Source organism: Kitasatospora nipponensis (assembly GCF_039528135.1).
Taxonomy (GTDB): domain Bacteria; phylum Actinomycetota; class Actinomycetes; order Streptomycetales; family Streptomycetaceae; genus Kitasatospora; species Kitasatospora nipponensis.
Genome location: NZ_BAAALF010000072.1, coordinates 1 through 25353, shown reverse-complemented (window position 1 = coordinate 25353; position 25353 = coordinate 1). Strand labels below are relative to the sequence as shown.

The 25353-nt window shown below is 74.7% G+C and carries 20 protein-coding genes, 1 pseudogene and 1 riboswitch; of the genes and pseudogenes, 9 read left to right on the top strand and 12 right to left on the bottom strand.

Annotated elements, in window-relative coordinates:
• Positions 1-55: 55 nt before the first annotated feature.
• A complete protein-coding gene (locus ABD323_RS20490; RefSeq protein ID WP_344443226.1) occupies positions 56-946 on the bottom strand; it encodes a nitrilase-related carbon-nitrogen hydrolase in 891 nt (296 codons plus the stop codon).
• Positions 947-1231: 285 nt separating this feature from the next.
• Positions 1232-2188, bottom strand: coding sequence for a DMT family transporter (locus ABD323_RS20485; protein ID WP_344443225.1), 957 nt, complete (start codon positions 2186-2188; stop codon positions 1232-1234).
• A 244-nt stretch (positions 2189-2432) separates the two neighbouring features.
• Here ABD323_RS20485 and ABD323_RS20480 point away from each other — a divergent pair, with 244 nt between their 5' ends.
• Positions 2433-2738: an antibiotic biosynthesis monooxygenase family protein gene (locus ABD323_RS20480; RefSeq protein ID WP_344443223.1), complete on the top strand. Its 306-nt coding sequence runs from the start codon at positions 2433-2435 to the stop codon at positions 2736-2738.
• 61 nt (positions 2739-2799) lie between these two features.
• Here the strand turns inward: ABD323_RS20480 and ABD323_RS20475 are convergent, their stop codons facing one another.
• The gene (locus ABD323_RS20475) at positions 2800-3732 is read right to left on the bottom strand and encodes a phosphatidylinositol-specific phospholipase C (RefSeq protein ID WP_344443222.1); all 933 of its coding nucleotides are present in this window, start codon (positions 3730-3732) and stop codon (positions 2800-2802) included.
• 185 nt (positions 3733-3917) lie between these two features.
• On the opposite strand from ABD323_RS20475, the gene ABD323_RS20470 reads away from it, so the two are divergent.
• Positions 3918-4409: a pyridoxamine 5'-phosphate oxidase family protein gene (locus ABD323_RS20470; RefSeq protein ID WP_344443220.1), complete on the top strand. Its 492-nt coding sequence runs from the start codon at positions 3918-3920 to the stop codon at positions 4407-4409.
• 19 nt (positions 4410-4428) lie between these two features.
• Here ABD323_RS20470 and ABD323_RS20465 read toward each other — a convergent pair whose 3' ends face one another.
• Together ABD323_RS20465 and ABD323_RS20460 are read right to left on the bottom strand one after the other, a co-directional pair.
• Positions 4429-4779 (bottom strand): hypothetical protein, encoded by a 351-nt coding sequence (locus tag ABD323_RS20465; RefSeq protein ID WP_344443219.1) that lies wholly within the window; start codon positions 4777-4779, stop codon positions 4429-4431.
• A gap of 86 nt (positions 4780-4865) precedes the next feature.
• Positions 4866-5621, bottom strand: coding sequence for a hypothetical protein (locus ABD323_RS20460; RefSeq protein ID WP_344443217.1), 756 nt, complete (start codon positions 5619-5621; stop codon positions 4866-4868).
• A gap of 128 nt (positions 5622-5749) precedes the next feature.
• On the opposite strand from ABD323_RS20460, the gene ABD323_RS20455 reads away from it, so the two are divergent.
• The 3 genes from ABD323_RS20455 to ABD323_RS20445 all read left to right on the top strand — a co-directional run bounded on the left by ABD323_RS20455 (position 5750) and on the right by ABD323_RS20445 (position 7262).
• Positions 5750-6346 (top strand): GNAT family N-acetyltransferase, encoded by a 597-nt coding sequence (locus ABD323_RS20455; protein WP_344443215.1) that lies wholly within the window; start codon positions 5750-5752, stop codon positions 6344-6346.
• 89 nt (positions 6347-6435) lie between these two features.
• Positions 6436-6945: a methylated-DNA--[protein]-cysteine S-methyltransferase gene (locus ABD323_RS20450; RefSeq protein ID WP_344443213.1), complete on the top strand. Its 510-nt coding sequence runs from the start codon at positions 6436-6438 to the stop codon at positions 6943-6945.
• A gap of 164 nt (positions 6946-7109) precedes the next feature.
• Complete coding sequence (locus ABD323_RS20445) at positions 7110-7262, top strand: hypothetical protein (protein WP_344443211.1); 153 nt, start codon at positions 7110-7112, stop codon at positions 7260-7262.
• Between the two features lie 69 nt (positions 7263-7331).
• On the opposite strand, the gene ABD323_RS20440 is transcribed toward ABD323_RS20445, so the two are convergent.
• The 5 genes from ABD323_RS20440 to ABD323_RS20420 all read right to left on the bottom strand — a co-directional run bounded on the left by ABD323_RS20440 (position 7332) and on the right by ABD323_RS20420 (position 16110).
• Entirely contained in the window at positions 7332-7778 is a 447-nt protein-coding gene (locus ABD323_RS20440) for a hypothetical protein (RefSeq protein WP_344443210.1), read from the bottom strand.
• An 85-nt stretch (positions 7779-7863) separates the two neighbouring features.
• A complete protein-coding gene (locus ABD323_RS20435; protein WP_344443209.1) occupies positions 7864-8757 on the bottom strand; it encodes a C40 family peptidase in 894 nt (297 codons plus the stop codon).
• A 332-nt stretch (positions 8758-9089) separates the two neighbouring features.
• Positions 9090-13103, bottom strand: a complete 4014-nt coding sequence (locus ABD323_RS20430) for an nSTAND1 domain-containing NTPase (protein ID WP_344443207.1) — start codon at positions 13101-13103, stop codon at positions 9090-9092.
• A 269-nt stretch (positions 13104-13372) separates the two neighbouring features.
• Positions 13373-14263, bottom strand: a complete 891-nt coding sequence (locus ABD323_RS20425; protein WP_344443206.1) for a LysM peptidoglycan-binding domain-containing protein — start codon at positions 14261-14263, stop codon at positions 13373-13375.
• A gap of 32 nt (positions 14264-14295) precedes the next feature.
• A riboswitch (cyclic di-AMP (ydaO/yuaA leader) is annotated at positions 14296-14419 on the bottom strand.
• Between the two features lie 302 nt (positions 14420-14721).
• Positions 14722-16110, bottom strand: a complete 1389-nt coding sequence (locus ABD323_RS20420; RefSeq protein WP_344443204.1) for a serine hydrolase domain-containing protein — start codon at positions 16108-16110, stop codon at positions 14722-14724.
• A 464-nt stretch (positions 16111-16574) separates the two neighbouring features.
• Here ABD323_RS20420 and ABD323_RS20415 point away from each other — a divergent pair, with 464 nt between their 5' ends.
• The 4 genes from ABD323_RS20415 to ABD323_RS20400 all read left to right on the top strand — a co-directional run bounded on the left by ABD323_RS20415 (position 16575) and on the right by ABD323_RS20400 (position 21767).
• On the top strand, positions 16575-18668 hold the full coding sequence (locus ABD323_RS20415; RefSeq protein WP_344443203.1) for an alpha-galactosidase: 2094 nt from the start codon (positions 16575-16577) through the stop codon (positions 18666-18668).
• 175 nt (positions 18669-18843) lie between these two features.
• The gene (locus ABD323_RS20410) at positions 18844-19791 is read left to right on the top strand and encodes an RluA family pseudouridine synthase (protein WP_344443202.1); all 948 of its coding nucleotides are present in this window, start codon (positions 18844-18846) and stop codon (positions 19789-19791) included.
• A gap of 72 nt (positions 19792-19863) precedes the next feature.
• Complete coding sequence (locus ABD323_RS20405; RefSeq protein WP_344443200.1) at positions 19864-20607, top strand: pyridoxine/pyridoxamine 5'-phosphate oxidase; 744 nt, start codon at positions 19864-19866, stop codon at positions 20605-20607.
• Between the two features lie 410 nt (positions 20608-21017).
• Positions 21018-21767: a LysM peptidoglycan-binding domain-containing protein gene (locus ABD323_RS20400; RefSeq protein WP_344443199.1), complete on the top strand. Its 750-nt coding sequence runs from the start codon at positions 21018-21020 to the stop codon at positions 21765-21767.
• A 180-nt stretch (positions 21768-21947) separates the two neighbouring features.
• Here ABD323_RS20400 and ABD323_RS20395 read toward each other — a convergent pair whose 3' ends face one another.
• Complete coding sequence (locus tag ABD323_RS20395) at positions 21948-25133, bottom strand: SGNH hydrolase domain-containing protein (RefSeq protein WP_344443198.1); 3186 nt, start codon at positions 25131-25133, stop codon at positions 21948-21950.
• A gap of 15 nt (positions 25134-25148) precedes the next feature.
• Positions 25149-25353: pseudogene (locus tag ABD323_RS20390) on the bottom strand (glycosyltransferase family 2 protein); the annotation flags it as partial.

The following is a 25353-nucleotide window of genomic DNA, read 5'->3' as shown; positions in this document are numbered from 1 at the left end:
GGGCTCGGCGCCAGGGGCGTGGGCGCGAGGCGGCTGGGCGCCGGGGGTGTGGGCCTCAGGCCCCGGTCAGCGGCCCGTAGGCCTCCGGGCGGCGGTCGCGGTAGAACGCCCACTGCTGGCGGACCTCCTCGATCACCCCGAAGTCCAGGTCCCGGACGACCAGTTCCTCCTCCTTGTCGGAGGCCGGCTCGCCGACGAACTGGCCGCGCGGGTCCACGAAGTAGGAGGTCCCGTAGAAGTCGTTGTCGCCGTACTCCTCGGTGCCCACCCGGTTGATCGCCGCCACGAAGTACTCGTTGGCCACCGCGGCGGCCGGCTGCTCGAGCTGCCAGAGGTAGCCGGACAGGCCCCGGCTGGTGGCGGAGGGGTTGTAGACCAGCTGCGCGCCCGCCAGGCCCAGCGCGCGCCAGCCCTCGGGGAAGTGCCGGTCGTAGCAGATGTAGACGCCGACGCGGCCCACCGCGGTCTCGAAGACCGGCCAGCCCAGGTTGCCGGGCTTGAAGTAGTACTTCTCCCAGAACCCCTTGACCTGCGGGATGTGGTGCTTGCGGTACTTGCCCAGGTAGCTGCCGTCGGCGTCGATCACCGCGGCGGTGTTGTAGTACACGCCCGGCTGCTCCACCTCGTACACCGGCACCACGATCACCAGGCCGAGTTCGGCGGCCAGCGCGCGCATCCGGGTGATGGTGGGCCCGTCCGGGACCGGCTCGGCCCACCGGTAGTGCTCCGGCTCCTGCACCTGGCAGAAGTACGGCGCGTTGAAGACCTCCTGGAAGCCGATGATCCGCGCGCCCTGCGCGGCCGCCTCGCGGGCGTACCGCTCGTGCAGGGCGATCATCGACTCCTGGTCGCCGGTCCACCGGGTCTGGACCAGGGCGGCCCGCACGATCCGGGACGGCGAGCCGTTCGAGGGCTGGGACTGGGGCTGGGGCTGCGATGGCGTCAAGGGAACCGCTCCTGGATCAGTGAGGGCTGACGGGACCAACGACCGGTGCGGGCGGCGCGTCACGCGGGCGATCGGGTGACAGCGCGGCCGTGGAACGTACGGGCTGCGAGCTGCGAGCTGTGGGCCGCGAGGTGCGGGCCGCGCGGCGCGCGGCGGGAGGGTGCGCGGCGGGAAGGTGCGGGACGCGGGGCGAGGGGTGAGGCGGCGGACGGCAGTGCGCGGTGTCCTTGCAGACTCCCCAGCCCGATGGCGGGTGAACCCGACAACCTGTCACGTCTCGTCGCCTCATCCTGACACCGGGTGACTTCCCGAATCGCCGTTCCGCTCTCCCGCCCCACCCTCGTCGCCGCCACCGTTCCCCCCGCCCGCACCTCCGGTGGCTCCCGTGCCGGCCGTGCCGGTGGGCATCGCGGGGTGGCGGCCGATGATCACCACCCCTGCCACCATCGCGGCCAGCCCCGCCGCCTCCCAGGCCAGCGCGCCGGGCGTGACCCGCAGCCGGTCGCCCAGGAAGCCCACCGCGCAGACGATCCCGGCCAGCGGCTGCGCGGCGGTCAGCGCGGGCAGCGACATCCGCAGCGGCGCGGCCTCGAAGGCGCTCTGCACCAGCAGCAGGCCGAAGGCGCCGAGCCCGACGACCACGTACGGCTCCCAGTGGTGCAGTGCCGAGACCAGCCCGCCGCTGTCCACGTGGCTGGCGGTGGCCCGGGTCAGCGCGTCCTGGAGGCCGTAGAGCAGACCGGCCGCCACGGCCAGCAGGGTGGCCTCCTCGAAGAGCGGCAGCCGGCGGGCCAGTGAGACCAGCAGCAGGGCCAGCCCCGCCACCACGCCGAAGACCAGCCAGTGCCGCAGCGCTCCGGCCGGGCTGCCACCGCTGCGGGGATCACCGGCGAGGATGAAGGTGGTCACCCCCACGCCCAGCAGCAGCACGCCGCCCCAGCCGGAGCGGCCCAGTGACTGGCGGGTCAGCACACTGGCGAGCGCCATCGCGAAGACCAGGTTGGTGGCGAGCAGCGGCTCCACCAGGGAGACCTCGCCCAGGCCCAGCGCCAGCGCGCTGAGGACGAGCCCCACCACCATGGCCCCGATACCGACCAGCCACTCGGGCATCCGCACCAGGTCCAGCAGCAGCCGCCAGCGCAGCAGGTCGGCGCGCGGGGCGCGCTGGGCCGCGTGCTGCTGCAGGACGAACCCCAGGCCCAGGCAGCAGGCCCCGCCGATGGCCAACAGGAAGACCGCCACGCAGGATCACCCAGCCGTCGTGTGGTCCGACCGCACCCGGACCGGTCCGGTCGGACCGGCGCCGCGGCGCGCAACAGATCGCCAGCGTATCGCCGCCCGGGCCGCCCGGCACCGTGCCGCCGCCCGCCCGCGTGTCGCTGCCCGGTCGGATACTGGAAGGGGAATCCGACCGGGAATCCCCTGTGGCCGGGGCCGTGCGGCGGCGGCGCGGGGGCAGCGGCCGCACGGCCGGCAGGAGGCAGCGATGATCGTCCGGATCTGGGAGGCGCGGGTCGCCCCCAAGGCGGTGGCCGAGTTCTGCGCCCTGCTGCGGGCCGACGTGCTCCCGAAGCTGACCGGCCTGGACGGCTACCTCGGCGGCGAGCTGCTGCGCTCGCTGCCGGACAACACCCACCGCGTCCTGCTGGTGACCCGCTGGCGCGACGAGGAGGCGCTGCGCGCGTACGCCGGTCCGCTCTGGGCGTTGCGGCCGGTCTGGTCGCAGGACGAGCTGGGCTTCCTGGACCACCCGCCCGAGGTCTCGCACTTCACGGTGGTCAGCACGGACTGACGACCCGGGCCGCTCTCCCGCCGGCCCGGGTCCCGGGTGGTTCCGCGTCCGGCCGGCCCGGTCAGCCGCCGAAGTTCAGCGCGTAGAGCGCCGCCGGTGAGCCGGCCGTGACGAAGTCCATCGGCACCGTGCCCAGCACCGGGCGCGCCGCGTGGTTCAGCCCCGCCAGGTAACCGCTCAGCCGCGGTGCCATCGCCCCCGCCGCCTGCTGCGGCCACAGGCCCCAGCCGGAGGAGGAGGTGAAGGTGAGGAAGAGCCGCTGCGGATCGGTGGCGGCGCGCGCCGCGTCCAGGTGCGCGGAGACCTCGGGCCACTTGCGCGAGCCGATCTCGAAGATGGTGCCGATGTCGTAGTCGTCCTCGATGTCGGTGAGCGGCCCGCCCCACCCGATCCCGGGCAGTCCTGAGCTGTCCGCCAGGACCACCACCCGCCCGCGCACCTCACCCAGCGCCGGGATCCGGCCCTGCGCCCAGAAGAGCCCCGGCCAGCGGGACTGGTAGTCGGCGAAGATCGCGGCGAAGTCACTGTCGGAGACCGTCGAGTACTCCTGCTTGACCCGCATCAGGACCGTCTCGCCCGGATGCTGGGCCAGGAAGGCCTGGCAGAAGTTCAGCACGTCGCCGAAGAAGATGTTCTGGAAGAACGCGCTGTGGTGGATCGCGAAGGCCCCGTTGATGGCGCGGCAGCGGATGTCGAAGAACCGGATGCCGGCCGCCAGCTGGTCGGGGACCGAGAGGGTCTGGGTCTGGGTGATCGGGCCGCCGTAGAGCGAGCAGGTGTCGTGCGTGCCGGGGATGGTCAGCCGGGCGAGCGACGCGGCGTCGGGCAGCGCGGCCAGCCAGTCCGAGCCGCCCGGTACCGCGGCCGGTCGGGCGGCGGCGGTCGCGGCCAGGGCCGGCCCGCCGCCCAGCGCGTCCAGCGCGCCGGCCGCGCCCAGGGCCAGCGCCGAGCGTCCGAAGGTGCGCCTGCTCAGTCGACGTTCCGTCAGATCCATTCCGCGGTCCCCTCCTTGGCGCTGCTTCGCTGGCATGCCCATTATCAGCTCGGTGGGGTCCGCGGTACAGGGGTCCGACCGTGTGCCGTTCGGTGCCGTTCGGTGCCGTTCGGTGGGGCGAGGCGGGGTCAGGTGGGCGCCGGGCCGGCGGTCGGGGAGTGCGGCCCGCGCCGTAGGCTGAACCGATGAGCACCACTGCCGACCCCCACGCCACCGTCGTGCCCGTCCTGAGCCCGGAGTTCCTCGCCTTCTGGGCCGAACGGCACCTGTGCACCCTCACCACCCCGCGCCCCGACGGCACCCCGCACGTGGTGCCGGTCGGCGCGACGTACGACCCCGTCACCGGCATCGCGCGGGTGATCACCAGCGGCGGCAGCCGCAAGGCGCGCAACGTCGCGGCCGCCGGCGAGGGCGGTGCGCGGGTGGCGCTCTGCCAGGTGGACGGCGCGCGCTGGGCCACCCTGGAGGGTACGGCCGTGCTGCGCACCGAGCCGGCCGCGGTGGCGGATGCCGAGGCGCGCTACACCCGGCGCTACCGGGCTCCGCGGCCCAATCCCGAGCGCGTCGTCATCGAGATCACCGTGACCCGGACCCTGGGCCGCGGCACCAGGCCGGCCGCGGCGTCCTCCCCGGCGGCAACGCCTTCCCCGGCCGCGGCGCCTTCGGTCCGGGACTGAACCCGGGCCGGCGCGCCGGTCAGGCCGGACCGGTGGCCGCCTCGCGGATCGCGCGCAGGACGGCCGCCTCGACGCCCAGCACCCGGGCCCGGACCAGGACCGGGTGGTCGCGCACCGCGGCGCCGGCCCGCACGTACGCCTCCCAGCGCCGGTCGAACTCCAGCTGCTCGCCCGGCTCCCAGGTGCAGCGCTGGACCGCCTGCTCGGGGCCGGGGAACGCGGTCAGCCGCCGGTTGCGCACGGCGACGGCGTGGTCGCCCACCGCGCGGTCGGCGGTGAGGACGGCACGCTGCAGCGCGATCAGCTCGGCGGGCAGCGCGGGGGCGGGGGCGGCCGCCGGGGTGGGGCCGAAAGTCAGGGCGGTGGGCACGAACGTCACCCTAGGGGCCGCCCCTGACAATGCCTCGGCTTCCGCTCGCGGCCCCCTGGAGTGCCCGTCCCGGGGCCGGGCCGTTCTCAGAGGCCGCTCGGCCAGCTGTACCCCGTCGGGACGGTGACCTGGGCGTTCTCGCCCGGGGTGCCGTAGACCAGGGTGATCTCGTCGTGTGCGCCGAGCACGAGCGCGGCCGGGTCGCCGGCGACCGGCTTGCCGTTGACGTACGCCGTCAGCGTGTGGGTGGCATCCGTGCGCAGCCCGCCGAGGTGGTCGGCGCCGACCGAGAGCTGCCACTCGGTGAGGAACTGGCCCAGCGTGAAGTCGGCCTTGACCGGGGACTCGATGTGGATGATCCCCGAGGTGTCGTGGGTGTGCAGGGGGCTGATCCGCTGGGCGCTCTCGTCGATGCCGATCAGCGCCGGGACGCTCACCGCCTGGCCGTCGGCGAAGACGTCCAGGTGGGCGTGGATGTGTTCGACGGTGCCCTCGGAGTCGAGCATCGGCAGTCCGGCCGCGGCCACCGCCGCCGAGGCGCAGGCCGCCGCCGGCCAGGGCGGGGTGCCGGCGCGGCCGTCGGCGGTGGTCCGCGGGGTGGTGGGGATCGCGGCCGCGGCCGAGCCGGCGGCGCTGGAGCCCGACGAGCCGGAGCCGCCACCGCCCTCGACGACCGCCACCGCTATCCCGCCGCCGAGCAGCGCCAGCCCCAGACCGACGGCCGCCGAGCGGAGCAGCAGCCTGCGGCGGCGCTGCGCGCGCTGCTCGGCCATCCGCGCGGCCGCCGCCCGGGCCCGGCGGTCGGCGTGCTGCGACGGGTGGTTCCGGTGCTGCTTCGCCATGTCAGGGCTCCTGCCCGAGGGTCGGTTGTTCGAATATGAATGACTTCTCGACGGTACCTGGCGATCGTGGTGTGAACAAATGATGAAGATCGCTGGCGGTCGGCGCGACATCGGGCCAGGATGGCCGGATGTCCCTCGCCATCGCCCTGCCGAGTCCCGATGACGCGCCCGAGATCGGCGCGGTCCACCTGGCCGCCTGGTTACGGACCTACCCGAACGCGGCGGCCGGGATCACCGAGGAGTGGCTCACCGAGCAGCGCGGGGACCTCGTCGAGCCTGCCGGGATCGCCGGCTGGCGCGCCTTCCTGGTGGACGCGCTGGACCGGCCCGATCTGCACTTCTGCCGAGTGGTCCGGGCGGAGTCCGAGATCGCCGGCTTCCTCTGCGGCCGTCGCGCACCGCAGGAGGGAGCGGGGGCGGAGGCCAGCGGGGTGAGTCTGGGGCCGATGTACCTGCTGGAGGCCGCCCAGGGGCAGGGGGTCGGCCGGCGACTGATGAGCGAGTTCCTCGGCTGGGCGGGCTCGCGGCCGGTCCACCTCTGGGTCACCTCCTACAACGAACGCGCGATCCGCTTCTACGCCGACCACGGCTTTCGCCCCACCGGCGAGCGCACCCTCTGGCGCGGCCGGCTGCCGAACGTCCGGATGCTGCGCGACCCCGGCCCGGTGGTGGGCCGGGCGCCGGGGGAGCGGGTCAACGCGGTGTCCGAAACCCGCCGGTCGTAGCGGGCGCCGGCGGCGAGAGTGGAGGGGACGCCGGCCCGCGGCGGGTCGTGCCGCCCGGGGCCACCGCAGTGCGAAAGAGGGAACCACCGATGACCAGGACCGTGCACACCACGATCGACAGCCCGCTCGGCGAACTGCTACTGGTCGGCGAGGAGTCCGCGACGGCCCCCGGCGGCCTCGCACTCCGGTCGCTCTCGATGGCCGGGCAGAAGGGCGCGGTCCGGATCCAGGACGACTGGTCGGCGGCGCCGGCCGCCTTCGCCGAAGTCGCGGAGCAGCTGCGCGGGTACTTCGCCGGGCAGCGCGGCGACTTCTCCCTCGAGCTGCGCACCAGGGGAACCGCGTTCCAGGAGCGGGTCTGGCAGGCCATCGACGGCATCCCCTACGGCAGCACGACCAGCTACGGCCGGCTCGCCGAGCGGATCGGCGCGACCCGCGCGGCGGTGCGCGCGGTCGGCACCGCGACCGTTGCCAACCCGCTGCTGATCCTGCGGCCCTGTCACCGGGTGGTCGGCGCCGACGGCTCGCTCACCGGGTACGCCGCCGGGCTGGAGCGCAAGCGGTACCTGCTGGCCCTCGAGGGTGCCACCGCTGCGTAATCCCCTGGCTGATCAGCGATGTGACGCAATGTCAGAATGTCGGCCGGCCGTCACTCACCGTGTACGCGGGATCGCCCGGTACAGAAGGTCGAAGCCCGGATGCGGGGCCCAATGGTGCCCATAGCGTGGATCGCAGGGCATCGTCGGACCCCGACGATGACGTCTTGCAGGCCCACCTCACGGCGGCGTCCACGACGTCGGCCGGGTCCAGCGCGGTCGGCGGGGCCGTGTTGACCAACGCCGCCCCGGTCGCGGACGGCGCCTTCGTCCAGTCCGGCTACGAGCTCCTGAGGTCCCTGGTGCCGCAGGACCGCTGAGATCGATCGGCCGTCCCGGGCCGGTCCGCCTCCGCCCGGGGGCGGAGGCGGACCGGGGGACCGGTCGGACTACCACCAGTCGGTGCAGGTGATCACCTGGTCGAGGGTCAGGCCGCAGGCGCGGAAGCGGTAGTTGGGGTCGGAGCTGGTGGCCTTGCTGGGGGAGGTCTTGGACGAGTTGTCGCCGTGGTCGACCGCGAAGGGGCCGCACTGCAGCCAGGTGTGGCCGCCGTCCCGCGTCCAGTCCATCCAGACGCTCTCGCCCGACCTGGTGAGGCCCTCGATCTTGGCGAAGCCGCGGCCGCCCGCGGACTGCAGGGAGATGGTGTCGCCCTGGTGGCTGACCGAGCGCTGGACGCTGCCGGAGGCGTTGTCGGAGACGTCGACGAAGCCGTTGGCGCCACCGGCGCAGTCGGCGGCCGCGGCGGCGGCCGGGCCGGCGGGCACGGCGATCAGCAGACCGGCGCCCAGCGCGAGCGCGGCCGTGGCGACGGCGGTGGTGCGGAACCTGAACATGTGTCACTCCTCGGTGATGGGTGGAACGGATGAACGGATGGAACGGCGTGGAGAGGGCGGAACGGAGGGGACGGGCGGGGGCCGGTCAGCCGCAGGTCGGCACGGAGTCCAGCCAGGCCGGGCCCTGGAGGTAGATGTTGGTGAGCCAGGCGTGGTAGTCCGGCAGGTACGACCAGGCGTCGTTGGTGATGCCCTCGGCGGTGACGCTCTGGGCGTGCTTCTGGCAGGAGACGCGGACGGTGGTGGGGCCGGGGAAGGCGTAGACCCGCGGGCTGTCGGTGGCCGGCTGGGCGTGCGTCCACACGCCGGTTCCCCAGGTCCGGAAGGTGGCCCCGACCACCGGGCCGCCGTCGACCCGGACCGCGCCGAAGTAGTCCCCGCCGAGCCGTACGTCGCTCACCATCACGTGGGTGCCGGACTGGCGGGCCTCGACCATCTTCCCGGCGCCGAGGTAGAGGGCGATGTGGTGGAGGTCGTCGGAGGTGCCGTAGGACAGCAGGTCACCGGGGAGCAGCGGACCGAGGCCCTGGTCCGCGGTGAACCGTTCGGCCGCGTGTACGGTGTAGAACTGCTGGGCGGCGTCGCCGTTCAGCAGGTCCTGCCCGGTGGCCTGGGCGTAGGCGTAGCGGACGAGCCCGGAGCAGTCGAAGCCGAAGCGCTCGTTGTCGTGGTCGCTGGCCGGGTCCACCCCGTCGGCATGGCCGTAGGTCGGGCCGGGGTCGGGGTCGTGGCCGCCGCCCCAGGTGTACCAGAGGCCGAGCTGGCGACAGGCGGCCCGGACCGCGCTCTCGGCGGTGGCCGAGCCGCCCGGGGCGAGCACGGCGCAGCCGCCGTCGTCGGTCGGTGCGGCGGGGGCGCTGGGGGCGAGGGTGACCGCGACCGCGGGGGGCGGCGCGGCGCGGGCGGCCGAGGCACCGAACGGCAGGGCGGCCAGCAGCGCCAGGCCGATGGCGGCGGCGGTGTGGTGGGTGAGGCGCATGGTCCGAGCTCCACTTCGTCGTGGGCGGATGGGGTGCACAGGGTGGCCGGAGCGGATCGGGTGGACCGGGCCGCTGGGGTGGCTGGATCGGATGCGGGCAGGCGCTTGTCGCGGCACGGCGGCGCAGGAGGGCAGGGGAGGGGAGAGGTCACAGGGCGCAGGGGCCCGGCGGGCTCGGCGGACGGTTCGTCAGCGCCGCGGCTGCCGGTGCTTCGAGAGTGATCCACCGGCCTACGAGGTGTCCAGGCCCCAGCCGTCGCCCAACTCGCAGGAAACGGGAAACGCTTCGGGAAACCCCCGCTGACCTGCGCGGAGTTCTCGAAGTCGGCGGCTCAGCAGCCGCGTCGGTACGGCTGTTCGGGGAGCACCCGGGCCCACCGGTCGGGGTCGACGACGCCGACCACCCGGCAGATCCCGGCGGTGCGGGCCGCCGCGTCCGGGTTCCAGACGCGGACCGTCCCGTCGCTGCCGCTGCTGACCAGGGTCCGGCTGTCCGGACTGAAGCCGACCGACCAGACCGCGTCGGTGTGACCGGTCAGGGTGGCCCGGGGCACTCGCCGGGCCGCGTCCCAGAGCCGGACCGTGCCGTCGGTCCCGGCGCTGGCCAGGCTCCGGCCGTCCGGCGCGAAGGCGACGCCGCGCACCGAGCCCGTGTGGCCGGTGAGGGTGGCGGTGAGGGTGTGGTCGACGCTGTCCCAGAGCCGGACGGTGCCGTCGTTGCCGGCGCTGGCCAGGGTCCGCCCGTCGGGCCCGAAGACCACCCCGCGCACCGCGCCGGTGTGTCCGTTCAGCGTGGCGGTCAGGCGCTGGTAGGTGACGTCCCAGAGCCGGACCGTCAGGTCGTCGCTCCCGGAGACGACGGTGCGGCCGTTGGGGCTGAAGGCCACCGTGTTGACGAAGTCGGTGTGGCCGGTCAGCACCCCCATCGGCCGGCGCCCCCGGACGTCCCACAGCCGCACCGTGCGGTCCTCGCCGGCGGAGGCGAGGACCCGGCCGTCCGGGCTGAACGCGACGGCGAAGACCGAGCCCTGATGACCGGTCAGGACGGCGATCTGCTCGCGCTCGGCGACGTCCCAGAGCCGGACCGTGTGGTCGGCGCCGGCCGAGGCCAGCACCTTGCCGTCCGGGCTGAAGGAGAGGCCGAAGACCGAGCTGTCGTGGCCGTCCAGGGTGCCGATCATGACGTGCCGCGCGGCGTCCCAGAGGTGGATGCTGTGCGCGGCGTCGGCCGCCGCGACGGTGCGCCCGTCGGGGCTGAACGCCGCCTGCCAGACCTCGGCGAACGGGTGGACGGTGAGCGCGGTGCCGGCCAGGTCCCAGAGCGCCGCGGTCCGGTCGAATCCGGCGGTGGCGAGCAGACTGCCGTCCGGGGTCGCCGCCACGCCCTGGACGTAGTCGGTGTGTCCGCACAGGGTGGCCACCACCCGGCGGGCCGCCACGTCCCAGAGCCGCACGGTGCCGTCGCCGCTGGCGCTCACCAGGGTGGCGCCGTCGTCGGTGTAGGTGACCGCGTTGACGTCGTCGCTGTGGCCGGTGAGGGTGGCGGTGAGGGTGTGGTCGGTGGTGTCCCAGAGCCGGATGGTGCGGTCGGCGGCACCGGAGGCCACCGTGCGGCCGTCGGGGCTGAAGGCCAGGCCGAGCACCTCGTCGCTGTGGCCGGTGAGGGTGGCGGTGAGGGTGTGGCCGGCAGTGTCCCAGAGCCGGACCGTGCGGTCGGCACCGGCCGAGGCGACGGTGCGGCCGTCGGGGCTGCAGGCCACCGCGTCGACCTCGTCGGCGTGGCCGGTGAGGGTGGCGGTGAGGGTGTGGCCGGCAGTGTCCCAGAGCCGCACCGTGCGGTCGGCGCCGCCGGAGACGACGGTCCGGCCGTCCGGGCAGAACGCCACCGAGCGCACCGCACCGCCGCTGCCGAAGAGGGTGGTCGCGGGGCTGCGGTCGAGCACGTCCCAGAGCCGGACCGTCCCGTCGGTACTGCCGGAGGCGATGGTCGAGCCGTCGGGACTGAAGGCCACCGTGCGGACCGGTCCGCCGTGGCCGGTCAGCGTGCGGTCCACCTGCCGGTCCGCGACGTGCCACACCTTGACCGTGCCGTCCGAGCTCGCGGTGGCCAGCCGGACGCCGTCCGGGCTGAAGGCCACCGCGTTGACCGCACCGGTGTGCCCGGCCAGCCGGCCGGCGAACGGCTGGGCCTGGGTGCTGAGCAGGGCACTGCGGGCCTCGGTGGTCGGCGCGGTCCGGAACGCCTCGTCGGCGAGCAGCATCGAGGCCTCCGGCCGACCGGCCGCGAGCGTGGCGGACTCGGCCGCCAGCGCCTTGGAGAGGGTGGAGTGCCGCTCGGCGAACGCGTCGGAGCGCTGCCGGAAGGCGACCCCGCCGGCCGCGAGTGCCAGCACCAGCAGCACGGCGAGGGTGACCAGCAGCTGCCGCCGCCGGCCGGCCTGGCGGGGGGCGGGGCGCCGGCGCTCCGCCTCCTGGTCGTGGCCGGCCGTCAGGAACGCCGCCTCCCGCGGGGTCAGCTCGGTGCGCCGGCGGTGGTCCTGGAGCCATTCGTAGGCGACGGCCAGCTTCGTGCCCCGGTAGAGCAGGGCCGGATCGCGCCGCTCGCGCTCCCACTCGGCCGACGCCTCGGCCAGCTGCTGGCGGATCAGCAGTCCGGCCCGGTCGGCGTGGATCCAGCCGCGCAACCGGGGCCAGGCCCGCAGCAGGGCCTCATGGGTGATCGTCACCGTGGCGCTGTCCGCGGTGAGCAGCCGGGCCCGCACGAAGGCGTCGAGGACCGCGACCGGATCACCGCCGTCCTCAGCCTGCTGCCGGGCGGGCGGCCGCGGGCCGGGCGGCTCGGGAAGCCGGTGCACCAGCTGGTCACGGGGGACCGGCCGGCGGGCCTGCTCGCTCTCCTCACCCACATGGACCAGGCGGAGCAGCAGGTGGCGGGCGGCCTGCCGATCCTCCTCCGGCAGGCCGAGGTAGACGGCCTCCGCGGTGGTGGCGATCGCTCCCTGGATGCCGCCGGTGCGCAGGTAGCCGGCCACGGTCAGGGTCCGGCCCTCGCGCTGCTGCCAGGTGGCGAGCAGGGCGTGCGAGAGCAGGGGCAGGACGCCGGCCGTCGAGTGGTGGTCGGCCGGGACGGGGTGATCGGTGAGCGCCCGGCCGCCGAGGTCCCGCGCCGCAGTCCGGGGCGCGGGAAGGTGCGGGGAGGAGGGAAGGGCGCGGCCGGCGGACGGCGGCGCGGTGGGCGGTGCCCTGGTCGGGTCCGGGTGGCCGGGGTGGTCCTGCTGCGCGTCCTCGTGGACACCGAGGTCGCGCAGCAGGACCTCGACCAGGCCGGCCTCCAGCAGCAGGTCGGCGGCCTCGGCCGGGCGGGTGATCGTCTCGCGCAGCTCGGCGGGTGTCATCGGACCGAGCGCGAGCAGACCGTGGGTGAAGACCGGCACGAGTTCGGGATGGTCGAGGCACCGCCCGCTGAAGTCGGCCCGGACACCGAGGACCACCAGGACGGGCCGACCGGCCGGCCCGTCACCGGACGGCGCCGCGAGCTCGCAGATCACCCGAACGAAGGACCGTCGCTCGGCCTCGTCGGCGCAGAGCGTGAACACCTCCTCGAACTGGTCCACCACCAGCACCAGCGCCGCCCCCGCGGGTCCGGTCCCGACGGGGCTGCCGGTCCCGGCCCCGGCGTCGGCCCCGGCGTGCGGGCCGGCCACCTCTTCGAGCACCCGCCGCAGCTCGGCCAGCGGATGCGCGGTCGGGGTGCAGACCACCGCACGCCAGCCGTCCGCGTGTTGCGCCGTCGCCCCGCTGCGGCGCAACACGGGCACCAGGCCGGCGCGCAGCAGCGAGGACTTGCCGGCCCCGGACGGTGCGACCAGCGCGAGCGGTCCGCGTCCCGCCCGTTCGGCCAGCCGGTCGAGCAGGGCGGTCAGGGCCTCGTCGCGACCGGCGAACCAGTGGGCGTCGTGCGGGCCGAAGGACGCCAGGCCCGGGTAGGGGCAGGGGAGGTCGAGCGCCCGGCCGGCGGCCTCGCCCGGCCGGTCCGGTGGGTGCGGCCGGTCCGGCGAGTCGCCCGTGGCCGTCGCCGCCACGGCTGCCGCGGGGGAGTCGGGCGGCTCGGCGAGGCGCAGCAGCGCGCCCTCCGCGCGCAGGACCTCGTCGCAGCGGCGCGCCAGGTCCGGTCCGGCCGGCTTGCCGCCGTTCTCGATCTTGCTCAGGTAGCCCTTGCTGTAGTGCACGAGTCGGGAGAGCCCGCTGAGCGAGAGCCCGCGGGCGGTGCGCAGCCGTCGCAGCTCGGCACCGAAGTCCTCGGGGGTCGGGGCACCGCCCGGCGTCGACCGCTGGTCCGCGTCCACCCGCACCCTCCCGCGACGTCGTCCCGGCAGCGCCGGGCGGCGCCCGGGCCCTGCTCGACACCCCTCGGAACTGTCATCGGAAGGTTACCGGGTGTGACGGGTTGCTCCGGACCGCCGCCGGGCCGGCGGGACGCCGGAGGAACGGTCCGTCCGAACGGCCGTGCGTGGTTCCGGGGGCGGCCGCGGATCCGGCCGCGCGCAGCCCGAAGGCCCGGCTCGCGGTGGCGAGTCGGGCCCTCGGGGTGCCGGCGGAACGTGAGTGCGGGGACTCAGTACGCCGAGTGGGTCTGCCAGAACGCCCACGCCTGGTTCGGACTGCCGTAGGTGGTGTTCATGTAGTTCAGCGCCCAGCGCAGCTGGGTCGCCGGGTTGGTCTTCCAGTCGGCGCCGGCGGAGGCCATCTTGATGCCGGGCAGGGCCTGCGGCAGGCCGTAGGCACCGGAGCTCGGGTTGGTGGCGGTGATGTTCCAGCCGCTCTCGTGGGTGATGATCTGGTCGAACGAGGCGAGCTGGTCGGCCGGCACGATGGTCGCGGCGAGCGCCTGGAGCGCGGCCGGGCTGGTGCCGGTCACGGCGGTGGTCGCGGCGGCCGGGGCGGCGGTGGTCGCGGTGGTGGCCGCCTGGGTACCGGTGGAGGCCGGCGCCTTGGCGGCGGGCTTCGCGGCCGGCTTGGCGGCGGGCGCCTGCTGCGCGGCGGGGGCCGGGGCGCTCTGCTGCGGGGCGGCCTGGGCGGCCTCACCCAGCGTCAGGTGCTGGCCGGGGAAGATCGAGTTCGGGCCCTTGGAGAGCACGGACTTGTTCAGGTCGTAGAGCTTCTGCCAGCCACCCTGCACGTGGTGCGAGCTGGCGATCTTGGCCAGCCAGTCGCCGCTGACCACGGTGTAGCCGGCCGGGGCGGCCTGCGCCGGGGCGGCCGCGGCGGCGGGCGCGGCCGCGGCGGGCGCGGCGACGGGGGCCGCCTGCACTGCCTGGGCCGGGGCCGCGTGCTGCTGGGTCACGTGCTGCTGGGCCGCGTGGCCGTGCGCCGTGTGGCCCTGCGGGGTGTGGTGCTGGACGGGGGCGGCGCTGGCGCCACCAGCGGCGATCACCGGCAGGCCGGCGCCCACGCCCGCCACCACGGCGATGGCGACGGCGCGCTTGATGGAACTGCGGCTGGGCATGCTGAGACGACCGTTGACGGACATCATTAAAGAGCGTTCCTCTCCCACGCCTGCGAGGTGAGCTGTCGGATTCGGGCTGGAGTTGCCCGGCCGCGCTGAGCGCGGCTTCACCCCTAGCCCCGCCCGGATCAACTCCGGGTGAGGCGACTTACCTTGGGTCCCCCGCCCCTGCCGTGGTGCTTGTCTGCACGTGCCCGCCCGATCCGGCGGCAGGATTCGGCGTTCCGGAGAGCGGGGTTCGTGTGAGGACGAACGACATGCACCGTAGACAGGTCGAAGGTCCCTTCACAAGGCAATGTGAGGTGTCTCATGCCGGCCGGGACGGCCGCCGGTCGACTGCGGGTCGGCTGCGGGTCCGGGGCCGGGCGACCCGCTGAACACCCGCCAGGCGGGCGGTGGGCCCTCGCCGGTCGGCGGCGGGACCGGGTGCCACCGCCCCGCCGCCGACGGTCCGTCGGTCAGTACGCCTGCCAGCCCTGCGGATCCACCCCGCCCGGTGTCGGATCGGCCGGCGCGTACGGCTCGCGGGTCAGCACGAAGCTGCCGATGTCCAGGTGGCTGACCGTGCCGTCGTCGTAGCGCACCACCCGCAGCGGCTCGCCCGCGTAGTAGCCGTCCAGGCCGGTCCACGCGCCGTCCGGCTCGGGGACGAAGCGCGAGGCGCGGGCCGAGCCGCCCACCGCGACGAGCTCCAGCTCGCGAGCGGGCAGCAGGCGCAGGGTCAGTGCGGTGGGTCCCCAGTACCAGGCGCCGGTCAGCGCCAGCAGTTCGGGATCGACCTCGGGAAGCGGACGCCAGGGGTCGGGGAACCGGGGCTCGCGCTCGGCCACGGTCGCGATCAGGTCGGCGGCGATGGCGGTGCAGGGCGGTCCCGCGGTGGTGTTGGTCAACGTGACGGCCGCCACGTCGTCCTGCTCGCTGATCCACAGCCCGGCCCCGAAGCCGGGCATCGAGCCGCTGTGCCCGACCAGCAGCCGGCCGTCCCGGCGCAGCAGCTGCAGGCCCAGCCCGTAGGAGGCGGTCCAGTCGCCCTCGGGGGCGGCGGCGGGTCGGCGCATCTCGGCCACGGTCGCCGGCGCGAGCACCTTCTCGTGGCCGTGCGCCAGGAAGGCGGCCCAGCGGCAGAGGTCGTCGGCGGTCGACCAGAGCTGGCCGGCCGGGGCCATCGCGCCGGTGTCGGTCAGCGGCTCGGGCAGCATGACGTCCGCCCACGGGTGCACCGCGAAGCCGCCGGCGTGCGGGGCGTGCGGGAGCAGGGTGGTCCTGGTCATGCCGAGCGGCTCCAGCACCTCGGTGCGCAGCACCTCGCCCCAGGGTTCGCCGCGCAGCCGCTCCACCAGCGCGCCGAGCAGCGCGTAGCCGGGGTTGGAGTAGTGGAAGCGCTCGCCGGCCGGGTGCCGGAACGGCTGCTCCTCCAGCAGGTCGGTCAGCTCGGGGCGCAGCGAGCCGGGGGTGCGCTCCCACCAGGGGCCGGGGGTCTCGGAGGAGAGGCCGGCCGCGTGGCTGAGCAGTTCGCGGATCGAGGCGCGCCCGGCGGCGGTGCCGGGCAGGTGCTGCTCCAGCGGGTCGGCGAGATCCAGCAGGCCCTCGTCGCGCAGGCGCAGGACCATAACGGCGGTGAAGGTCTTGGTGATCGAGCCGATCCGGTACTGGACGTCGGGGGTGGGTGCGTGCCCCTCGATCATGCTGCGGGCCCCGGTCCACACCGGGCGCCCCGCGCGGACCACCGCTCCCACCAGCGAGGGCGTGCGGCCCTCTGCCTGGCCCGTGGCCAGCCGGTGCAGCAGCGCGCGGCGGGTGGCGGGCAGCAGGTCCTCCGGCAGCAACTCCTGGAGCAGGTCGGGCATCTGATCTCGCTTTCACTGAAGGTGAGGCCGGACCGCTCGACCTTACCCATCGGCCCCTGCTCGGGTGCGGCATTAATCCGCCTGTCCGCGCGCTGCGCGAGCGCGTGCCGGCTCGGGGCGCTCGGGTGCGCTCCGGTGCCGGCTCCGCGAGCCGGTCGGGTCGGTCGGCCGGTCGGATCTCCGCTGGCCACAGGGGCATTGCGGAGTGGGTGGCCGGGGTGGACCGGCACTCCACGGTGTCCGGTTCGACCGGTGCTGGGCGATTGGTCGGACGCGATCCGATCTCGCTTCTGTTTCGGATCGACGATCTTTGTGACAGGTGTTGACAGATTCCAACAGAACTAAATACTTCTCAACAATGGCTGGTGAGCCACCCCTGACCGCCCGTCCGCACGGCAACGCTGCCGGGTTCCACGAGGACGGGTGTGGGCCGCCGGCCGCTTCCCTCACAGAAGGTGTTTGGAATGGTTGAGTCTTGGTTGGCCACGTCGCGGCCCGCGCTGCGACGTCTCGGCGCCCTGGCGCTCTCCTCCGCCGTGCTGACGGCCGTGGCCCTGACGGGCGCTCAGCCGGGCGTCGCGGCGACGCCGCCGCTCGGCAACGGGGTGGCGCTCACCCCGCCGATGGGTTGGAACTCCTGGAACAGCCTGGGAACCGACGTGACCGAGCGCCAGCTGCTCGACACCATCGACTACATGTCGGCCAACGGCCTGGTCGCCGCCGGCTACAACACCGTGACCATCGACGACGGCTGGTCGCTGCACCACCGAAGCGGGCAGAGCACCGACTTCGTCAAGCACGCCGACGGCTCGATGCAGCTCTACGACGGGAACAACAACCCGGTCAGCGGCACCGACGGCACGGGCAACGACCCGACCACCGGCCACCTGATCCCGAACGCCAACTTCCCCTCCCAGGTCGTCAACGGCCAGACGCTGAACGGCATCCAGTACCTGGCCTGGTACGCGCACAGCAAGGGCATGAAGTTCGGCCTGTACGGCACCGACACCTACACCACCTGTCAGGCGCACCCCGGCAGCCTCGGTCACGAGAGCACCGACGCCGCCGACTTCGTCTCCTGGGGCGTCGACTTCGTCAAGTACGACGACTGCCCGTACGGGCCCGCGATCGTCGGTCCGGACGGCCACAACTACGGCACCCAGGGCGAGGGCAAGGAACTCACCCAGTCCATCTACACCCGGGTGCAGAACTTCCAGAAGGCGCTGGACGCCGCCTCGGCCGCCCAGGGCCGGCCCAGGGTCGTGATGAGCGTCTCGGCGCAGCCGGTGCACACCGGGGTGCCGTACCTGCTGGCCGCGAACGACCCGGCCCGCTTCGACTCGGTGATCGCCGCGGCCCCCGCCGTGCCGTTCAGCGCCCCGGGCTACGCGCCCACCGGGACCTGGTGCGGTCAGGTCGCCAACCTCTGCCGGATCGGCGGTGACCGCAACAGCGACCTGACCGGCGTCTTCTACGGCGGCGTGCTGGGCACCGCCCTGCAGTACCCGGGCAACGTCAAGCCGGGCAGCTGGAACGACATGGACATGATGTTCGCCGGCTGGAAGGACGTCTACGGCGCCTGGGGCGTCACCGACACCTGCACCTGCCACCAGCCGTTCACCGACACCGAGTCGGCCACCGAGATCTCCATCCTGTCGATGATGGCCTCGCCGCTGATCTCCGGCGCCGACTTCCGCACCGCGGCCAACTCGCAGCACACCTACAACGGCGTCACCTGGTCGAGCGGTCTGAGCGACAGTGCGCTGGCCCTCTACAAGAACGCCGACGTGATCGCCGTCGACCAGGACAGCGCGGCCAGCCCGGCCACCCTGGTCGGCAGCCGGCCGGGCTCCGGCACCGCGCCGGTGACGCTGCGCCGCCAGCTCGCGGGCGGCGACGTCGCGGTCCTGCTGGTCAACCAGGACCCGACCAACAGCCAGACCATCACCACCAGCCTCGCCGCCGTCGGCCTGTCCGGCAGCAGCTACCGCTACCAGGACCTGTGGACCAAGGCCACCGGCACCGTCACCGGCAGCTTCGGTGCCACCGTCGCCCCGCACGGCGTGGCGATGTACCGCATCTCCGCCGGCTCGACCACCCCGCCCGCGGTCGTCGGTGACGGCAAGTACCACGGCCTGTCCAACGGCGGACCGAGCGGCTACGCCCTCGAGGTGGCCGGCCACTGCGACGCGCCGGCCAACGGCGCCGCCGACATCAACGTGTTCGACCCGACGCACACCTCCGAGCAGTGGCAGTTCACCACGAACGGCGACGGCACGGTCCGCATCACCGACAACTGCTACACCGGCACCCAGATCCACGGCACCCTCACCGCCACCGGCGGCGCCGGCGCCACGGTGACCGTGCTCAACAGCTACGACCCCGCCAACAGCGGGCAGAAGTGGCTGGTCACCCAGAACGGCGCTGGTGCGCTGACCATCACCAACCAGGCCACCGGCTACGTCCTGGACTCGGCCGGCAGCACCGCCGGCTCGGCCGTGGTGCAGAACCCGGCGAGCGCAGGGAAGAGCAGCCAGGCCTGGGTCACGCTCAACTGACCCGGGTCCGGCCGCGGCCGGACAGCCCCGAACCGCCCGGTCCCCGGGTCGCCGTCGCCCCGCACCCCGTCCGTCACGGGATGCGGGGCGACGGCGGTTCCCGTGTGGTCGGCGGTTCCCGTGGTGGTCGGTGGTCGGTCGGGCCGTCGGGTGGCCGGAGCCTAGGATGGACCGGATGAGACGCCGGACGAAGTCAGCCCCCGGGCCCCTGCCGCAGCGCGACGGGGTGGACCCGGTGCGGGTGCGGCTGCCGGTGGACGGCAGCTGGCCCACCGTGGCCGCCTACCTGGCGCACCGGCTGCCGCAGGCGGCGGCCGGCCGGCTGGCCGAGATGCTGCGGGACGGCGAGATCATCGGGGCGGACGGGCCGGTGGAGCCCGGCACGCCGTTCGTGCCCGGCACCAGCGTCTGGTTCCACCGCGACCTGGAGCCGGAGGTGCCGGTCCCCTTCGCGATCGAGGTGGTGCACCGGGACGAGCACCTGGTGGTGGTCGACAAACCGCACTTCCTGGCCACCACCCCGCGTGGGCGGCACGTGGCGCAGACGGCGCTCGCCCGGCTGCGACGCGACCTGGACCTGCCCGCACTCAGCCCCGCGCACCGGCTGGACCGGCTGACCGCCGGACTGGTCATGTTCGTCGCCAGGCCGGAGGTGCGCGGCGCCTACCAGACGCTCTTCCGCGACCGCCTGGTCCGCAAGGAGTACGAGGCCGTCGCCCGCTTCGACGAGGCGCTGGAGCTGCCGCGCACGGTCCGCAGCCGGATCGTCAAGGAGCGCGGCGTGATTGCGGCCCGTGAGGAGGAGGGGGAGGCCAACAGCGAGAGCCGGATCGAGCTGCTGGCGGCCCGCGGCGGACTGGGCCGCTACCGGCTGCTCCCGCTGACCGGGCGCACCCACCAGCTGCGCCTGCACATGAGCGCGCTGGGGATCCCGATCCTCGGCGATCCGGTCTACCCGCAGGTGCTTCCCGAGCCGGCGCCGGACGACTTCCGGGCGCCGCTGCAACTGCTCGCGGCGAGCCTGGAGTTCACCGACCCGCTGACCGGGCGCGAGGTGCGGCTGCGCTCTCGCCGCACGCTGGCCGCGTGGAGCGACCCGCGGGGCTGGGCGGCCGGCGGCTGACGCCGCTGGGCCGGCTGGCAGGATGGCGGCACCCGAGGCGTCGGACCGCGGTGACCAGGAAAGGGGACCGCCATGGTGAGCGCATCGCACTCGTCACCCGCGCAGCACGAGCCGCGCCGTCCGTCGAAGCTGTCGCCGGAGGCCGAACTGCACGCGCTGCTGCTGGAGCGGCCGGCGATGGCGCGCGAGCTGCCCTCCTTCGACCCGGCCGGTGCGCCGGACCGGCCCGGGGACCTCTTCGTGGCGTGGCTGGTGGCGGCGATGCGCGCCGGGGTGCCGGACGCGCAGGTGGTCACGCTCAGCACGGTCGCGGCCGTCGGCGGTCCGGACGCGCGGGTCGTGGCGCTGCGGGAGGTGGAGGCGGCGGCCGGGGTCTGGTGGTTCGCCGGGGACGCCCGCAGCCCCAAGGGCCGCCAGCTCGCCGCGGTCCCGCGGGCGGCGCTCACCTTCTACTGGCCGGAGCTCGGCCGACAGGTGCGGGTGCGCGGTCGGGTGGCGGTCGGCGCGCCGGAGCGTGCCGCGGCCGTGTTCCAGCTGCTCAGCCCCAGGACGCGGACCGCCGCGCTGGTCGGGCGGCAGAGCGAGCCGATGGGTGCGGCGGCGGACTTCGGGCAGGCGTGGGGCTCGGCGCGGGCCGCACTCGCGGCGGACGGGGCGATCGTCGCCGACGGCTACACCCAGTACGCGGTGCACGCCGAGGAGGTCGAGTTCTGGCAGGGCGACGCGGACCGGGCGCACGTCCGGCTGCTCTACCGGCGCGCGGCCGAACGGTCCGCGGAGGCGCCGGTCTGGGAGCGCGGGCTGCGCTGGCCCTGACCCCGTGTGGCCCGGGCCACGGCGGGCCCCGATTGTCGCTCCGAGTAGCGAAGTCCCGGCGCTGGGTCGATGCCCCGGGGCGAGGGTGCCGTGGCGTGCGCCACAGGAAAGGCAGGCGGCAGGGGTTTCCCGGCCTGTTTTCAGTGGTTTTCGCCCGATTTGATCCATGGGTTTCCGCGGGTAACGGGCGCTGGCCTGCACAAAGCCCGAGCGGTTGAGGTCGGTCAGCCGGTTACCTAACGTCGTTCTCGGTGCAGCGAGCACCACCCGGGAGCACCCCCGGACGCCACGGCGGCGCACTGAGCGCGGGCCGCGATCCGTCCGGCGGACCGGACCCACGCCACCTCGGCCCGCCATCGGGCCCTGGTTCCGTGTGCCCGAAATCCCCGGGGCCTGCGAGAGGAACCACCTTGACCTTCCGTCACGAGAACACCGCCGCCGCCACCGCCGCGACCAGCGCCCCCCGGCGCAACCGCATGCGGCTGGCCCTGCTGGGCGGCGCGGTCGCCGTCCTGCCGGTCGCGGGCCTCGTCACGGCCACCACGGCCTCCGCCGCCTCCACGGCCACCCGGAACCAGGTCGCGCAGTGCGAGAGCACCGGCAACTGGAGCATCGACACCGGCAACGGTTTCTCCGGCGGCCTGCAGTTCACCCCCAGCACCTGGGCTGCCTACGGTGGTACCGCGTACGCGCCGACCGCCGCCCAGGCCACCCAGTCGCAGCAGATCGCCGTCGCCGAGAAGGTCCTGGCGGACCAGGGGCCGGGTGCCTGGCCGGTCTGCTCCGTCAAGGCGGGTCTGACCGCCGGCGGTGCCCCCGCCGCCGTCGACACCGGCAGCGCCGCCGGCACCACCAAGGTCGCCCCGCAGCAGCAGGCCGCCCCCAGGGCCGCCGCGAAGAGCACCGACACGAAGAGCGCCGACGTCAAGAACACCGACGCCAAGAGTGCGACGGGCGCCAAGCCTGCCAAGGCCGCCAAGGCCGACCAGCGGGCCAAGGCGAGCACCGGCGCCGGCAGCTACACCGTCAGGAGCGGTGACACCCTCGGTGCCATCGCCGCCGCCCACGGCACCACCGTGAAGGCCCTGTTCGCCGCCAACGCGCAGACCATCGGCACCGACGCCGACCTGATCCTGCCCGGCCAGGTCCTGAGCGTCTGACCCGGAGCCCGACCGGTCACACCAGCGCCACCCCTCTCGTCCGGCCCGCCGACCCCACCCGGCCCGGTGGCGCCGGCAGCCGCGCCCGACCCGGTGACCCCGGCCCGGCCGGCAGCGAACGCCGCGTGCCTCCACTCCCCACCAGGGAGCGGAGGCACGCGGCGTCCGTCGTGCGGGCGGTCAGTGCGCGCCGCCGCCGCGGGTCTGCACCGAGACGTACTGCACCCGCATCGGGTGTCCGGGCTCGGTGGCCGGGCCGGGCGCCCCACCGAAGGCGGCGGGCAGTCCGCCGCCGACCGCGACGTCCAGGATCAGGAAGAGGCCGTGGTGCACGGCCCGGTCCCAGGTGGCCGGGTCCATCTGCGCGGCCGTCACCTGGTGGACCTGCCGCCCGTCCAGGTACCAGCGCACCTGCTCGGGACTGGTGGAGAAGTCCACCTCGACCGCGTAGGTGTGGAAGGTGCCCTGGCAGTCGGCGCAGCGCTGCTCGCCCGAGCCCAGCCCCTGCGGCTCCTGGCACGGCCCGCCCTGGGCGGTGCCGCAGTGCATGGTGGAGAAGACCGAGCCGCGCCCGTTGACCGACTCCATGACGTCGAGCTCGCCGATGCCCGGCCAGCCCGTGTAGCCCTGGCGCAGCGGGGCGCCGAGGGTCCAGAAGGCCGGCCAGTAGCCGGCCGCGGCCGGGCCGGTGGCGTCGGGCAGCGCGATCGAGGCCTCGATGCGCAGCGTGCCGCCCGGCGGTGGGGCGAGGTCGGCGCGCCTGGTCTCCAGGCGTCCCGAACTCCACACCCCGCCGGTGCGGGTGGGCACGATCTCCAGCGAACCGCGGCCGTCCAGGCGGACGTTGTCGGTGGAGTCGGTCATCGTCTCCACCTCGCCGGTGCCCCACTGGGCGGCCGGGCACCCGGGGTAGCAGGTGCCGGTGTCGTACTGCCAGAGCGCGTCGGAGGGCCGGGAGCCGACCGGCCCGTCGAAGTCGTCCCGCAGCAGCTGGGTCCAACCCGCCGTGCCGGCAGCCGAGTTCACGGCACCTCCCGTGCTGCCACCCGTGCTGCCTCCGGTGCTGCCTCCGGTGCTGCCGGCAGGGCCGCTGCCGGGACCGGCCGGCACCAGGCCGGCGTCCACCAGCAGCCGTTCCAGTCGCGGGGTGAGGACCACCGCGGCCACGTTGGTGAGGTGCGTGTCGTCCCGGTAGAGCAGGATCCGCTCCAGCACCGCCGGGCAGTCGCGGCCCGAGCCGGGGCAGAGCACCGGGTTGAGGTCGACGGTGCGCACGCCGCTCTCCCGGCCGGCCGCGATCGCGTCGGCGAGCGGGTCGGGCCAGTGCGCCGTGGCCCGCGGGAAGTCGCAGGCGGCCGGGTCCGCGGCGTGCCCGGAGACGCAGGTCGGCACGTCGCTGCCCGCGATCGGGGTGTCCTTGAGGTAGACGATCGGCACGCCGAGCGCGCGCAGCGGGGTGAGGGTCTGTTCCCAGCCCTGGGCCAGGAGTTGAGTGTCCTCGGTGTAGCGGTTCAGCGCCGCCACCACGATCAGCCGCGGCTTGGGCTCACGCTGCAGCCGGGCCAGGCTGTCCGCCCGCCAGGTGTCGCACTCGTGGTACTCGCGGCCCAACTGCGGGTTGACCACCGTGAGCTGGGGCAACGGGCAGCCCTGCTTGACCAACTCCTCCAGCGCCCAGTGCCGTTCGGCGGCGATGCCGAGCAGCGAGGAGAACCACTGGCCCGCGTGCGAGTCGCCGAGCAACACGATCCGGTCCGGGCCGGCGCTGTCGCCGAAGAGGCAGGGCGGGCTTCTGACGGCCGCCGGGGCCACCTCACAGGCACCGTCCGGCGGGTAGTCCTTGCGGGCCTGCGCGGCGCTGGGGACCACCGGGCCGTGCGGCGCGCCGCCCGCGGCGGGCATCAGCAGCGAGGTGCCGTCGGGCAAGCCCGGCGGCAGGCCGGCCAGGTCGACCGGGGCCCCGGGGCCGAGCAGCCGCAGCGTCCCGGTGCCCACCACCAGCGCCAGCACCACCGGCACGATCACCGCGGTGAGGCCCAACGAGAGGCCACGACGCGGTAGTTCGGTGACCACCGGATGGCTGCGCAGCGGGCGCTCCACCCAGCGCAGCGCGGCCAGGGCGGGCAGCGCGGCCGCGGCCGTCAGGGCCACCTTCACCGGCCAGCCGAGCGTGCCCAGGCGGGCCTCGGCGAGGACCAGGACCGGCCAGTGCCAGAGGTAGAGGTTGTAGGAGAGCCGCCCGATCGCGCGCGGCACCCGGCCGCCCAGCAGGCGCTCGGGTCCGAAGGAGGTTCCCGGAGACCCGCCGGTCTCGCCGCCGGCCCGGTCCGAGCGCTCGGACCGTTCCAGGCGCTCGGCCCGTCCGAGGCGGCCGACCCGTCCGGGCCGGCCCGGACGTCCGGGGGTGCCGGCCAGGATCACGGCGGCCGCCCCCAGGGTCGGCAGCAGGGCCGCGAAGCCCGGATAGGGGGTGGTCGCGTCGAAGCGGAGCACCGACCAGCCGATCGCCGCGGCGCCGGCCCAGCCCGCCACGGCGCGCAGCGGGCGCGGGCCCGGCAGCCGGTGCCAGGGCAGCAGGGCGAGCAGGGCGCCGACGCCGAACTGCCAGACCCGCGAGGGGGATCCCAGGTAGGCGAGGGAGACCGAGTGGTGCGTCCAGTGCAGCGAGAGCGCGAACGAGACCAGGGTGAGGGTCGCGGTCAGCGCGGTGACCACGATCCGCACCGCGGGCCCGCGCCGCACCGGGCGCGAGGACCGGGCCTGGCGGCGGCGCAGCGCCCGGCCGGTGAGCCAGACCAGCAGCGCCAGCAGCGGCGCCCAGACCAGGTAGAACTGCTCCTCCACCGCCAGCGACCAGAAGTGCAGCAGCGGGCTCGGGTCGCGGCCCGCCGCCAGGTAGTCGGTCTGCTGCGCGACGAACCGCCAGTTGGCGGCCGAGAGCGCGGCGGCCAGCACGTCGTACTCGAGGTCGGCGCGGCGCAGCGGCGCGGTGAGCCAGACACCGGCCAGCGCGACCACCGCCAGGACCACCGCGGCCGAGGGCAGCAGTCGCCTGGCCCGTCGGGAGAAGAACTCGGTCAGCTGGATCCGGCCGGTGATCACCGCCTCCCGCAGCAGCTGACCGGTGATCAGATAGCCGGATATGACGAAGAAGACGTCCACGCCGACGAACCCGCCGGCCAGGCCGGGAACGCTCGCGTGGAACCCGAGGACGGCCAGCAGCGCGATCGCGCGCAGTCCCTCGATGTCGGGGCGGAAGCGGGAGGGGCCGCTGGTGCGCGGCGGCGAGGTGCCGCCCGCGGCCGGCGGCGGCCCGGGAACGGTGGTGGCGTCCGGCTGGAGCTCCGGAACAGCGGTCGGAGACATGGTGATGACGACCTTTCAGCCCAGCCAGGGCAGCATCGGACTGACCCAACCGGAGGCGAGCAGAGCGGTGAGCACGAGGAAGGCGGTGGCGGCCAGCGCCTCGGGCCAGCGGCGCGGCAGCATGCCGTTGGCGGCCCGCGCGGCGGCCCGCGCCTCGGCCCGAGCGGGATCGGCGGGGCGCAGTTCGCCGATCAGGTCCCGGATCAGCGGGATGCCGATC

Bases quoted from the DNA above. Each gene is read 5' to 3' on its own strand.
- ABD323_RS20480 (WP_344443223.1), top strand. From the start codon at position 2,433: ATGATCGTCCGGATCTGGGAGGCGCGGGTCGCCCCCAAGGCGGTGGCC.
- ABD323_RS20475 (WP_344443222.1), bottom strand. From the start codon at position 3,732: ATGGATCTGACGGAACGTCGACTGAGCAGGCGCACCTTCGGACGCTCG.
- ABD323_RS20470 (WP_344443220.1), top strand. From the start codon at position 3,918: ATGAGCACCACTGCCGACCCCCACGCCACCGTCGTGCCCGTCCTGAGC.
- ABD323_RS20460 (WP_344443217.1), bottom strand. From the start codon at position 5,621: ATGGCGAAGCAGCACCGGAACCACCCGTCGCAGCACGCCGACCGCCGG.
- ABD323_RS20455 (WP_344443215.1), top strand. From the start codon at position 5,750: ATGTCCCTCGCCATCGCCCTGCCGAGTCCCGATGACGCGCCCGAGATC.
- ABD323_RS20450 (WP_344443213.1), top strand. From the start codon at position 6,436: ATGACCAGGACCGTGCACACCACGATCGACAGCCCGCTCGGCGAACTG.
- ABD323_RS20440 (WP_344443210.1), bottom strand. From the start codon at position 7,778: ATGTTCAGGTTCCGCACCACCGCCGTCGCCACGGCCGCGCTCGCGCTG.
- ABD323_RS20435 (WP_344443209.1), bottom strand. From the start codon at position 8,757: ATGCGCCTCACCCACCACACCGCCGCCGCCATCGGCCTGGCGCTGCTG.
- ABD323_RS20425 (WP_344443206.1), bottom strand. From the start codon at position 14,263: ATGCCCAGCCGCAGTTCCATCAAGCGCGCCGTCGCCATCGCCGTGGTG.
- ABD323_RS20420 (WP_344443204.1), bottom strand. From the start codon at position 16,110: ATGCCCGACCTGCTCCAGGAGTTGCTGCCGGAGGACCTGCTGCCCGCC.
- ABD323_RS20415 (WP_344443203.1), top strand. From the start codon at position 16,575: ATGGTTGAGTCTTGGTTGGCCACGTCGCGGCCCGCGCTGCGACGTCTC.
- ABD323_RS20410 (WP_344443202.1), top strand. From the start codon at position 18,844: ATGAGACGCCGGACGAAGTCAGCCCCCGGGCCCCTGCCGCAGCGCGAC.
- ABD323_RS20405 (WP_344443200.1), top strand. From the start codon at position 19,864: ATGGTGAGCGCATCGCACTCGTCACCCGCGCAGCACGAGCCGCGCCGT.
- ABD323_RS20395 (WP_344443198.1), bottom strand. From the start codon at position 25,133: ATGTCTCCGACCGCTGTTCCGGAGCTCCAGCCGGACGCCACCACCGTT.